General features: G+C 39.1%; 9 protein-coding genes. 5 read left to right on the top strand and 4 right to left on the bottom strand.

From position 1 onward, the window contains the following. Positions 1–2 precede the first annotated feature (2 nt). From AB1Z56_RS11740 to rpoN, 3 genes are all read right to left on the bottom strand, one after another. Positions 3–1079 (bottom strand): agmatine deiminase family protein, encoded by a 1077-nt coding sequence (locus AB1Z56_RS11740; protein WP_426792103.1) that lies wholly within the window; start codon positions 1077–1079, stop codon positions 3–5. An 89-nt stretch (positions 1080–1168) separates the two neighbouring features. Continuing rightward, positions 1169–2044, bottom strand: coding sequence for a carbon-nitrogen hydrolase (locus AB1Z56_RS11735; protein ID WP_075993381.1), 876 nt, complete (start codon positions 2042–2044; stop codon positions 1169–1171). An 80-nt stretch (positions 2045–2124) separates the two neighbouring features. After that, positions 2125–3591: an RNA polymerase factor sigma-54 gene (gene rpoN, locus AB1Z56_RS11730; RefSeq protein WP_309363313.1), complete on the bottom strand. Its 1467-nt coding sequence runs from the start codon at positions 3589–3591 to the stop codon at positions 2125–2127. Between the two features lie 520 nt (positions 3592–4111). Between rpoN and AB1Z56_RS11725 the strand changes: the two genes are divergently transcribed. Continuing rightward, positions 4112–6373, top strand: a complete 2262-nt coding sequence (locus tag AB1Z56_RS11725; protein WP_313267128.1) for a penicillin-binding protein 1A — start codon at positions 4112–4114, stop codon at positions 6371–6373. Positions 6374–6447: 74 nt separating this feature from the next. On the opposite strand, the gene AB1Z56_RS11720 is transcribed toward AB1Z56_RS11725, so the two are convergent. Continuing rightward, positions 6448–6771, bottom strand: coding sequence for a hypothetical protein (locus AB1Z56_RS11720; RefSeq protein WP_426792102.1), 324 nt, complete (start codon positions 6769–6771; stop codon positions 6448–6450). A 101-nt stretch (positions 6772–6872) separates the two neighbouring features. On the opposite strand from AB1Z56_RS11720, the gene AB1Z56_RS11715 reads away from it, so the two are divergent. The 4 genes from AB1Z56_RS11715 (at position 6873) to infB (ending at position 12851) form a co-directional block, all read left to right on the top strand. After that, the gene (locus AB1Z56_RS11715; RefSeq protein WP_309363319.1) at positions 6873–7649 is read left to right on the top strand and encodes an XRE family transcriptional regulator; all 777 of its coding nucleotides are present in this window, start codon (positions 6873–6875) and stop codon (positions 7647–7649) included. Positions 7650–7886: 237 nt separating this feature from the next. Further along, positions 7887–8351: a ribosome assembly cofactor RimP gene (gene rimP / locus AB1Z56_RS11710; RefSeq protein WP_313267124.1), complete on the top strand. Its 465-nt coding sequence runs from the start codon at positions 7887–7889 to the stop codon at positions 8349–8351. A gap of 5 nt (positions 8352–8356) precedes the next feature. After that, a complete protein-coding gene (nusA, locus tag AB1Z56_RS11705; protein WP_293906758.1) occupies positions 8357–9598 on the top strand; it encodes a transcription termination factor NusA in 1242 nt (413 codons plus the stop codon). Positions 9599–9701: 103 nt separating this feature from the next. Next, positions 9702–12851 carry a translation initiation factor IF-2 gene (gene infB, locus AB1Z56_RS11700; RefSeq protein WP_309363323.1) on the top strand — a complete coding sequence of 1050 codons (3150 nt, stop codon included), beginning with the start codon at positions 9702–9704 and terminating at the stop codon, positions 12849–12851. Position 12852 lies beyond the last annotated feature (1 nt).

Raw genomic sequence — 12852 nt, 5'->3', positions numbered from 1 at the left:
TTTTAGCTCAGTGCCGGCTCTTGCTGGCTTAAACAGTGAAAACTTCCCAGTCCCCAAATAATGTCCACAGAGTTTATTCCTATGACTTTACGTGTAGGGAAACAGCTTTGGATGATCTCTAGGGCTCTTTGATCATTTTTATCGTTGAAGATCGGTACAACCACGACTTCGTTTGCGATATAGAAGTTTGCGTAAGAAGCTGGTAATCTTGTGTCGTCATAGATAACCGGTGCCGGCATTGGAAGTTCAATAATACGAAGTGATTCGCCATTTAAAAGCTTGAATGAACGAAGTGTTTCTAGATTTTCTTGAAGTATTTCATAGTTTTCGTCTGTCGGATCTTCTTCCACGACCGTTAAAACTGTGGTTTCGTTAACGAAACGAGTAATGTCATCAATATGCCCATCTGTATCATCGCCAACGATACCATCTCCTAGCCATAAAACTTGTTCCTGTCCGTAAAATTCTTTTAAATAAGTTTCTACTTGTTCCTTTGTCAGGTGTGGGTTTCGGTTTTCATTTAATAGACAGGCTGTCGTAGTCATAATAGTTCCTGCACCATTAAACTCAACGGAACCACCCTCCATGACGATATCAGGAGTAAATAAAGGCAGGTTAAATTTTTGGGCAATGCGTGTCGGAACGACGTCGTCGAAATCGAAAGGTGGATATTTCCCCCCCCATGCGTTATAGCCCCAATCAACAACTGCTTTTTGATTTGTTGTCTGGTTGATAATAAAAGCTGGGCCGTGATCCCTGCACCAAGCATCGTTGGTCGGATTAAAATAGAACTCGATATTGCTAAAATCTGCTGTCACTTCTTTTAATGCTGCAATAGCAAAATCTCGCATTTCCTCATTCGCAACGTTAATTCTTACTTTCTGCCCTGCTGCTACGACTTTAATAAATTCGCAATAAGGCTTGTATATAGTTTCAATTTTCCCAGGCCAAGATTCCTCTTTATGAGGCCAGCTCAACCATAAAGCTTCTTGCTTTGCCCATTCTGCGGGAAATGAGAATCCCTGTTTTTTTGGGGAATTGTCAAAATATGCCTGTGTGAATGTCTTTTTTTGTTCCATACTTATTTTAGGGGGATTAAAAAAGCCATTTCAGTTTGTCTCAGCACGGCTATGTGCGTTCGAAACCGAAATGGCTTGCATATCCAATATTAGTCTTCGTCAATAAAACGCTTGGTGATTGGTGCGTATGTTTCAATTCTTCGGTCTCTCAAAAATGGCCAATGTTTTCTGAAATAATCAGATTCATTCAAATCCAGTTCGACAACCTCAATTTCCTCTTTGTCATGTGAAGCGAGGTAAAGCAATTTTCCCTGTCCGTTCGTTACGAAGCTTCCGCCCCAAAACTTCATTGCACCATTTTGTTCAAATCCTACGCGGTTAACGGATACAACAGGAACACCGTTAGCGACTGCATGGGAGCGTTGTATTGTTTGCCAAGCATTATATTGATCTTTGTTGGTTTCCTCATCTTGGTCTGTTGCCCATCCAATGGCAGTCGGGTAGAATAAGATTTCAGCACCCATCAGTGCAGTAATTCGAGATGCTTCAGGGTACCATTGGTCCCAGCAGATTAATATACCGATTCTTCCAAATTTTGTTTTGAATACTTTGTAGCCTAAATCACCTGGTGTAAAATAGAATTTTTCGTAAAACGCAGGGTCATCGGGAATATGCATTTTGCGATACTTCCCTAGATAGGAACCATCAGCATCTAATACAGCGGTTGTATTATGGTACAGTCCTTCCGCTCTTTTTTCAAATAATGAAGCGATAATGACGACTCCTGCTTCTTTGGCGACAGCTGATAGTGCGTCGGTCGATGGACCTGGGATGGATTCAGCCAATGCGAAATTGTCATAATCTTCTACATCGCAGAAGTATAAAGAGGTAAATAGTTCTTGCAGACACACAATTTGCGCACCTTTTGCAGCGGCTTCTTTTACTTTAGCGATAGCTTTTTCGAGATTCTCTTGTTTGCTTGCGGTACAGCTCATCTGTACAACTCCAACTTTTACTTTGCTCATTCTTTAATGCTTATTTTAATACAGCACAAAGATACTATTCTTAATTTGGATTTGGTCTGTGGGAAAAACAAAAAGAGCTCTTAGAGCTCTTTTCGTAATCTTGCTACAGGAATATTCAATGCCTCCCGATATTTTGCGACCGTTCGACGTGCTATGTTGTAGCCTTTTTCTTTGAGGATTTCAGTGAGTTTTTCATCTGCCAATGGCTTCCTTTTATTTTCTTTTGCGATGCACTCCTCTAATATTTTCTTAACTTCTTTGTTGGAAACTTCCTCGCCGGAATCTGTCTGGATGGCTTCGGAGAAAAATGATTTTAAGAGAAACGTTCCGAATTCTGTCTGTACATATTTTGAATTTGCTACCCGCGAGACAGTTGATATATCCATGTCGATTTTGTCGGCGATATCTTTCAATATCATTGGTTTTAACTTACGATCATCACCCGTAAGGAAATAATCATATTGGTATTCCATGATTGCATTCATTGTTTTCAGCAAGGTTTGTTGACGTTGTTTGATTGCATCAATAAACCATTTGGCTGAATCAAGCTTTTGTTTGACGAATTGCACGGCCTCTTTCATCTTTTTGTCCTTTTGATCCGATTTTTCGTAATGTTCAAACATGTGTTGATAATCACGGCTTATGCGGAGCTCAGGCGCATTCCGGCCATTTAAAGTCAGATGTAGCGTGCCATCATTATTGCTGATATGAAAATCAGGGATAATATGAAGCTGTTTACCTGCAACGGCACCGGAGTCTCCTGGTTTTGGATTAAGTTTTAGAATCTCGTTGACTACATTTTTTAAGTCCTCCGATGAAACACCTAAAGATTTTTCTAACTTATCGTAATGTTTTTTTGTAAACTCTTCCAGGTAATTCGCTACGACTTTAATCGCAAGTTTGATCGTGGGATTTTGCGTGTCTTTTTTTTGCAATTGGATTAATAAACATTCTTGTAGATCTCGTGCGCCGATTCCGGCCGGCTCAAAATCCTGAATTACTTTTAGCATATCAAGTACTTCATGCTCATCGGTCATTACATTTTGGCCAAAAGCTAAGTCGTCAACAAGATTAATAATAGGACGACGTAAATAGCCGTCGTCATCCAAACTGCCAATGATTTGTTGGCCAATTAAAAAGTGCTTATCATCTAGCGCCAAAAGGTCTAATTGTTGTTGCAGCTGCTCATAAAAGGAGTGCTGAATAGCGACAGGCATTTCTTTTCGGTCGTCATCATCATCTCCATAATCGTAGCCGTTGCCATAGTCTTTGAAATCATCTTCCTGTATATAATCTTCTAGGCTAAAGTCTTCTGAATCGAATCCGTCTTCATTGTCAAAATTATCGTCGGGATCTTTATCGGGATATTCTTCAATAGGATCGGTCATATTAGTCAAGCTACCATCTTCTAAAGCAGGGTTTTCTTCTAATTCTTCCTTGATTCTAGCATCTAATGAAACTGTCGGAACCTGCAACAATTTTATGAATTGTATTTGTTGCGGTGACAATTTTTGTAATAGCTTTTGTTGTAATGTTTGTTTTAACATGCTAATAGTTGACTTTTTTACATCTAAATTTAAACAAATATCATTATTATTTTAAAATAAAATCGATAATAAATAAAAAAGAGGTATAATATTTGTGGAACGCGGGGTCGAAAATTATAAACAAAGATGAGATTAAGCCGGTTTTTTCTGAACGGGTAACTTTTGCTATTTATGCCTTGCTGTTATTCCTAAAATAGGCCGTTGGAATTGTGTTATATTTATCGTTGTAGATCGGGATTTTTTATTGTTAAAAAATGTAAATAGTTGATTACGGCGATTTATTTAGTTGTATATTTAGCCCCTGAAAATAGATATAAAGGCATATTGGGCGGGTATAAAACCTTTTGCTAGTCGGATGTGTTGAATATAAGATAAATTTCCATTTATGTTTAAACGTATTAAGAATAAAATTCTTCGTTATCTCGTTATAGCAATATATTTTATCATTATATTGGTTTGTGCTATACAGCTGAATTTTTTGTGGCTTTTTGGGTACTCTCCGACAAAAAAGGATATTGTTATGCCTAGTGTAAATATCTCAACGGAATTATATACGGCAGATAGTGTTTTAATTGGGCGGTATTTCGATGAGGACAGAAATCCGATTCCATTTGATAGTATTCCTAAGTCAGTTACGAATGCGTTGATAGCAACCGAAGATGTGCGTTTTTATAGTCATAATGGTGTTGACTTTTTTGGGCTTGGATCAGGTATTCTCTCAACATTGAAAGGGGATAAGCGCGGCGCCAGTACAATTACGCAGCAATTAGCAAAAAATCTTTATCGTACCCGTTATAATAAGGCTGGTGGATTGTTGACACGTCTTCCTGTTGCGGGCTTGGTGGTGACGAAGTTTAAGGAATGGATGACGGCTTATAAATTGGAGCAACGTTATTCCAAAAATCAGATATTGGAAATGTATTTAAATACAGTATCCTTTAGTAATAATGCCTATGGGATTGAGACTGCTGCAAAGCGTTATTTTTCAAAAGGGGCTAATCAATTGAATCAGAATGAAGCCGCTGTTTTGATCGGCATGTTAAAAGGTACTACCTTATATAATCCGATTCGTAATCCCGAAAATGCTTTTGTGCGTAAAAACACTGTTTTAAGTCAAATGTATAAAGGTGGTTTTCTCAAAAAAGAAGAGTATGATAGTCTGATTAAAGAGAAGATTGTTTTGAATACAAATAGTCAAGATCTTAATGCTGGTGGTGATTCTTACTTACGTGCTGCTGTAGCTAAATGGTTGGAAAAATGGTCTGAGGAAAATAATTATGATATCTATACAGACGGTTTGAAAATTTACACGACGATAAATTCTAAGCTTCAAAAGCATGCTGAAGAGGCTGTGGCGAAACAAATGATTGAATTGCAGCAACGTCTGAATAACACCTGGGAAGGACAGGAGCCTTGGCGTGATTTATCAGGCAAGGTTATCCCGAATTTCTTGGATAATTTGGCCAAGAAAACTCCTTATTATGCTTTTTTGAGTAAGAAATATGCAAATACTCCTGATAGTATCAATTACTTCCTGAATAAAAAGAAGAAGATTGAAGTCTATAACTGGAAGGATGGCAGTAAGATCGAAAAGGATATGTCTACAATGGATTCTTTAAAGTATTATGCCATGATGTTAAATGCAGGGATGATGTCTATGGATCCATATTCGGGTGAAATTAAAGCATGGGTGGGAGGTATCAATCACCAATATTTTAAGTATGATCACGTGATGCAGGCAAAGCGACAAGCGGGGTCTACATTTAAACCTTTTGTTTACTTGGCCGCTTTGGAGTCAGGGATGTCGCCTTGTGATAAGATTACGGATAAACCTGTTACGATTAAAATTGATAAAGGAGATTCAGTTGAGGTATGGGAGCCAAAAAATGCAGACTGGAATTTTTCCTATCGTGAAATGTCGTTGCGTCATGCGATGGCGCGTTCCATCAATTCGGTAACCGTGCAGTTAACTGATATGGTTACCCCTGCGAAAGTCGTTGATGCGGCTCATCGTTGCGGTATCACGAGTAAATTAAATCCGGTTGCTTCTGTGGGGTTGGGGCCTAATGATGTTTCTGTTTTTGAAATGGTGAATGGGTATTCGACGATGATGAACCATGGCGAGCGTGTCTCACCTTTATTGGTATCGAAGATCGAAGATCATGATGGTAATGTGATAGCAACCTTTCAGGCGGAACGTAAACAAGTGGTGGATAAGCAAGATGCTTGGTTGATGACTTATATGTTGCGTGGTGGTATGGAAGAGCCTGGAGGTACATCGCAGGGATTGTGGGAATGGGATTTGTTTGATAAGGAAAATGAAATCGGCGGAAAGACAGGTACGTCTTCCGAATATGTTGATGGTTGGTATATGGGTGTGACTAAAGATTTGGTTACAGGTGTTTGGGTTGGTTGTGACGAACGTAGTATTCACTTTAAAAATTCTCATTCGGGAGAAGGTTCTCGTACAGCATTGCCGATATTTGGGGTGTATATGGAGTCTGTTTATAAAGATAAACAGTTGGGGTATACACAGGGTAAGTTTCCTAGTCCAACTGTTGAAATTACAAAATCCTATAAATGTGAGACACCACGTTATAGTGATCCGGAGCCTGAGCCGAGTGATTCTACGCAAGTGGAAGAGCCTGCGGATGAAGGTTTTATAGGTCCAGAAGAAGAAGGGGGAGAGCCTCCTGTTGAACGTAATCATACGCAAGGTAGTCAGGATGGTGCTAAAAATGATGCAGGATCCTCATTAGAAGAGGCGAATACGTCAAATTAAAATCTGATTTTAAGAGACAATTTTAATAATAGAAGATAGCTACCTAGTTCAACTTAGGTGGCTTTTTTTATAAATTAAGCTGCATAATGTGCATTCCTTTTTTGAAAGGTCTGATAGTGATGCGGAAAAAGATTATTCCAGTTTGGATTGGATTTACGAATGAGTCTTTCGATTTGCATATGCGTAAAATGCTGTAGTTCGTTTACTTTTTTATGGGCAGCTTCAAGGTTTGTAAAAGAAGCTGTGTAGATTATTCTGTTCAAACTGCTGCTGTGATTGAAAATAAAACTGTTTGATTGCTGTAATTCTATTACAGTGCCGAATATGTTGGAACTGAGGCCGATTTCAAAGCGTTTACGATTGCTATCAGTCAATATATAAATAATAAAATTGCTCATAATGCTAAATTATTTGGACGTTTAAAATATATTTACTAATTTTATTGGCACAATATTACTAATAAAATTAGTTTTTGCAAAATATTTTTTGAAAAAATAATATGTCAAATATATCATCCAATCTGAAGTTCCTTAGAAAAGGAAAAAAAATTACACAGCAACAATTTGCTGATATTATGGAAATTAAGCGTGCGTCCGTCGGTGCATACGAGGAAGATAGGGCAGAGCCTAAATATGAGCTGTTAAAGAAGATTGCTGAATTCTATGGTTTGACTATGGATGAGTTGGCCAATGATGTTATTGATGATAAATGGAAACCAGTTCCAAAAAGCAATGCGTCTAATTTAAGAGTTCTTAGTGTGACAGTGGATGCAGATGATCGTGAGAATATTGAACTTGTTCCTGTTAAGGCAAGTGCGGGATATCTGAATGGTTATGGCGATCCAGAATACGTAGCTGAATTACCTAAATTTTCGCTTCCTATGTTTGGTCAGGGTACATTTCGAGCATTTGAGATAAAAGGGGATTCTATGTTGCCTTTGCCATCTGGGTCAATTATTGTGGCCGAATATGTGGAAAACTGGCATGATATTAAACCGGGGAATACCTATATAGTGGTATCTAAGGAAGATGGTGTGGTATATAAACGTATCGCTTTTAAATTTAAAGAAGATAAAGGTTTGAAGCTTGTTTCTGATAATAAGACTTATGAGCCTTATTGGGTGGAGACCGCAGATATTCTAGAAGTGTGGAAGGCTAAAGCCTTTATAAGTACACAGCTGCCCGAACCTACTCCAGAGCCAACAATGGAAACCCTAACAAGTATGATGGCGCAGATGCAGAAAACAATTAATGCAGTGGTTGATAGTTCGAAATAATGAAAACAATAGCTAAGCATTTTATTTTTCCTGTACGCGTGAAAAGATTTTTAGTAGCTGTTTGGGAGAAGGATAGTTGTTCTTACAAAGAATGTAGATGTATTGAATATAAAAAACAATCGGTGTAAGTTTGTTTTTTATATTATAATATGCTATATTTGCATATCTGAAAGGAAGGGGGCTCGTATTGCCCCCTTTTTTTAATTCAATTAATTTAGCATTTCTAGAAACAGAACAATGCAGAATGTAGAAAAGAGAGTTATTGAACTCATAGAGGAAAAAATAGCAGATCGCGAGGATTTGTTTATCGTCAGTGTGAAGATGCGTCCGAATAAAATTCTTGAGATTCTTTTGGACGGAGATAATGGTGTTAATATTGATGACTGTGCGCAGGTGAGTCGTCACGTTGGTTTCCATTTGGAAGAAGAGAATGTCATTGATAGTGCGTATCGCTTGGAGGTTTCATCACCTGGAATCGATGCTAATTTTGTCAATATCCGACAGTACCAAAAGAATATAGGTCGTACAGTTCAGGTAAAGTTGAGCGATAATGCAAAAGTGGAAGGCACGTTATTGGCAGCAGACGATGGGAAGATCAGTATTCTTCAGAAGATTAAAGAAAAAGGTAAAAAAGCACAAGAGGTAGAAACAGAACTTCCTTTTGATCAAATAAAAGCAACAAAAGTGGTAATTTCATTTTAATAATAATGAGTAACAGCAACATCAATCTGATAGACTCTTTCCAAGAGTTTAAGGAGTTTAAGAATATCGATAGACCTACTGTTATTACAGTATTGGAAGAGGTTTTTCGTAGTATGATCCGTCGTCGTTTTGGTACGGATGAAAACGTGGATGTTATCGTGAACCCAGATAACGGAGATTTGGAGATTTGGAGAACGCGTGTCGTTGTTGAAGATGAATTTTCAGAGGATGATGATCTTGAGATCGAATTGGCGGAAGCTAGAAAGCATGATGAGGATTTGGAAGTGGGAGATGATTTTATAGAACAGATCACATTGGAAAGCTTTGGCCGCCGTGCAATTTTAGCTGCTCGTCAGACGCTTGTTTCTAAGGTTTTGGAATTGGAAAAAGACGAGGTCTTTAAAAAATATAAAGATAGAGAAGGAGAGTTGGTCATTGGTGAGGTTTATCAGATTTGGAAAAAGGAAATTTTGGTATTGGATGAGGATGGGAATGAATTAATTCTTCCAAAATCAGAACAGATTCCTGCGGACTACTTTAAAAAGGGAGACGGTATACGTGCAGTTGTACATAAAGTGGATATGATGAATAATAATCCAAAGATTATCATTTCACGTACTGCACCTGCATTTTTACAACGTTTATTTGAACTTGAGGTTCCTGAAATTTTTGATGGTTTGATTACGATCAAGAAAATTGTTCGTGAACCTGGGGAAAGAGCGAAGGTTGCTGTTGAGTCTTATGACGACCGTATTGATCCTGTAGGAGCTTGTGTTGGTATGAAAGGGTCCCGTATCCATGGTATCGTTCGTGAATTGCGTAACGAGAATATTGACGTGATTAACTTTACAACGAATCATTCATTGTATATTGCCCGTGCATTGAGCCCTGCAAGGATTAGTTCAATCAAAATCGACGAAGAAAATAAGACTGCAGCCGTATACTTAAAATCGGATCAGGTTTCTTTGGCAATTGGACGTGGTGGGCACAATATCAAACTAGCAGGCAAATTGACTGGTTATGAGATTGACGTTTATCGCGAAAATGATGAATTTGATGAGGATGTTGATATTGAAGAATTCAGCGATGAGATTGAAAGCTGGGTTATCGATGAATTGAAACGCGTCGGATTGGATTCAGCGAAATCTGTATTGTCTCTTACTGAAGAAGAGTTGGTGAGACGTACCGATTTGGAAGAAGATACTATTCGGGAGATTGTCCGTATTTTACAAGCTGAATTTGAATAAAATTCAGCTCGTTAATTTTTTTCTATCTAACATTCGGAATAAATTGTTTATGGATGGAAAAAAACATATTTTTGTAATTATATTAAAATAGTTTATATTATAGATGACTGAAGGAAAAGGAACAAACTTGCTTAAAGCAGCAAAGGAACTCAACATCGGGATACATACCGCCGTGGAATGTTTAGTGAAAAAAGGATATGATGTAGAAGCAAAACCTAACACTAAACTGAGCGGAGAGATGTATGGTGTGCTGTTAAAAGAGTTTCAGGGAGACAAATCACTGAAAGATGAAGCTAAACAAATTGTTATTGGCAAAATTCGTCGTGAGGAGTCGCCGTCCACTTCTCCTAAGGAATCATCTAAGAATGAAGATTTTAACGATTATGATGAGTCCAAGGAAATCTTGGTGAAGAATACTGTGGAGATCCCTTCTGTTAAAGAAAGTACTCCTATAAAAACAGAGGAGCCCGTTCATCAAGGCGGCATGAAGGTCGTTGGTAAGATTGATTTAGACGCGTTGAACAGAGGCGGAAATAAGATCAAGAAGGAAGAGCCCATCAAGGAGGAGCCTAAAACTGTTAAAGAGACGCCTGTAGAGGTCAAAGCTGAAATTAAGGTGGAAGAGAAGAAGGAAGCCGAAATCAAAGCACCTATCGTTGAAACGAAAAAAGAAGAACCAAAGGTTATTGAGAAGAAACCCGAAGTTATAGCGCCAAAGGCTGATATCCAAAAAACCGAAGTAGATAAAACTGAAGTAAAAGCAACTCCGGTTGCAGAGACAAAAACTGAACCTGTGAAGGTAGAAGACAAGAAAAAAGAAGAAACAGCGCCAAAAGCTGTACCAGTAACTCCAACAGTGGAGCCTGTGAAAAAACAAGGAGATGAGATTATTTCTGCGCGTGCAGAAAGATTGACAGGTCCTAAAGTAATTGGTAAGATTGAATTACCATCTGCTAGACCTTCCCACAAACCTGTGGCTTCATCTTCAAATGCTGGAAATAATAATGAGAAACGTAAGCGTAAGCGTACGAATCCAAATGGTCCAGTGAATCCAAATGCGGGGCAAGGCCACGGTAATCACAATCAGAACCGAGGTCCGCGTGAGGGTAACAATCCCAACAACCGAGACCAGCAAGGTAATCGCCCTGGGAATCATGGGAATAACAACAATCCGAACAATCGTCAAGGACAAGGTGGTAACAACCAACATCATGGTAGACCAGGACAAGGTGGCAACAACCAACACCAAGGTCGACCAGGACAAGGCACAAGACCGCAGCACGGTAATCGTTTTGACAATAGAGGAAAGGGAAGACCTGTTGAGAATAAGGAGGAGCCTTCTGAAAAGGAAATCCAAGATCAAATCAAAGCAACACTTGCTCGTTTGAGTGGTGCAGGTAAGTCTGGTAAATTTGCACAACGTGCTAAATTAAGACGTCAAAAACGTGATGATGTTGCTCAACATGCAGAGGAAGCTGCAATGGAGCAAGAAATGATGGCGAAAATATTGCGTGTTACCGAATTCGTAACTGCAAATGAATTAGCCAATTTGATGGACGTTCAAGTAACTCAAATTATTGCAACATGTATGAGTTTGGGTATGTTCGTGTCAATTAATCAACGTCTAGATGCTGAAACTTTAACAATTGTAGCGGATGAATTTGGTTATCAGGTAGAGTTTATCAAACCTGAGGATGAGGAGACTGCCGAACTCGAGGAACCGGATGCGGAAGAGAACTTGGTACCAAGAGCACCTATTGTAACGGTAATGGGGCACGTGGATCATGGTAAGACTTCCTTATTGGATTATATCCGTAAGGCGAACGTTACTTCTGGTGAAGCTGGTGGTATCACCCAACATATCGGTGCATACGCGGTGAAATTGGAGGATGATCGGAAGATTACATTCCTGGATACGCCTGGTCACGAAGCGTTTACTGCTATGCGTGCCCGTGGTGCTAAAGTAACGGATATTGTTATTATCGTTATTGCAGCGGACGACGCTGTGATGCCGCAAACAAAAGAAGCAATCAATCACGCGCAAGCTGCAGGTGTTCCGATCGTATTTGCATTTACTAAAGTAGATAAACCGGGAGCAAACCCTGATAGAATCCGTGAGCAGCTTTCTGCTATGAATATCTTAGTTGAAGATTGGGGTGGTAAGTTCCAAGCACAAGAGATTTCCGCTAAAACGGGAGAGAACGTGGATCTATTATTAGAGAAAGTTCTACTGGAAGCTGAGATGCTGGATCTAAAAGCTGATCCGAAGAAACGTGCTGTTGGTTCAGTGATTGAAGCTGCTTTAGATAAAGGTCGTGGTATCGTGACAACGGTATTGATACAAAGTGGTACGTTACGTGTTGGAGATCCTATTTTAGCGGGATCGCATTCTGGTAAAGTGAAAGCTTTGACGAATGAAAGAGGTGAACGTGTTAAAGAAGCGGGACCGTCTGTTCCAGTCCAGATCTTGGGTATGGCAGGTGCGCCAACAGCAGGTGATAAACTTTATGTTCTTGAAAGTGAATCTGAAGCGAGAACTGTAGCAAACAAACGTCTTCAGTTACAACGTGAGCAAGGTATGCGTGCTACTAAGCACATCACCTTGGATGAAATTGGTCGTCGTTTGGCAATCGGTAACTTTAAAGAGCTTAATATTATCGTTAAAGGTGATGTGGATGGTTCGATCGAGGCGTTATCAGATTCATTATTGAAATTGTCTACTGACGAGATCCAAGTTAACATTATTCATAAATCAGTAGGTGCGATCTCTGAATCAGATGTATTGTTAGCTTCTGCTTCCGATGCGATCATCATAGGTTTCCAAGTACGTCCAACACAAAACGCACGTAAGTTGGCGGAGAACGAGCAAATTGATGTACGTTTATACTCTATCATCTATGATGCGATTGATGAAATCAAGTCTGCTATGGAGGGTATGTTGGCTCCGAAATTTGAAGAGAAAATTGTTGCTGAGGTTGAAATCAGAGAGACATTTAAGATTTCTAAAGTTGGTACCATTGCCGGATGTATGGTTCGTGAAGGTAAGATCAATAGAAACAATGATATCCGCGTAATTAGGGACGGTGTTGTTATTCATACTGGTAAACTAGCATCTTTGAAACGTTTCAAAGACGACGTGAAAGAAGTTGCACAAGGGTACGAATGTGGTTTGAATATTGACCGTTTTAATGATATCCAAGTTGGAGACATTGTTGAAGCTTACGAACAAGTAGAAGTGAAACGTAAATTGTAAT

It is taken from the genome of Sphingobacterium sp. WOUb80 (genome assembly GCF_050058145.1).
In the GTDB taxonomy this organism is placed as follows: Bacteria; Bacteroidota; Bacteroidia; order Sphingobacteriales; family Sphingobacteriaceae; genus Sphingobacterium.
The sequence above is the reverse complement of the archived record's forward strand: the minus strand, read 5'-3'. Positions and strand labels throughout refer to the sequence as shown.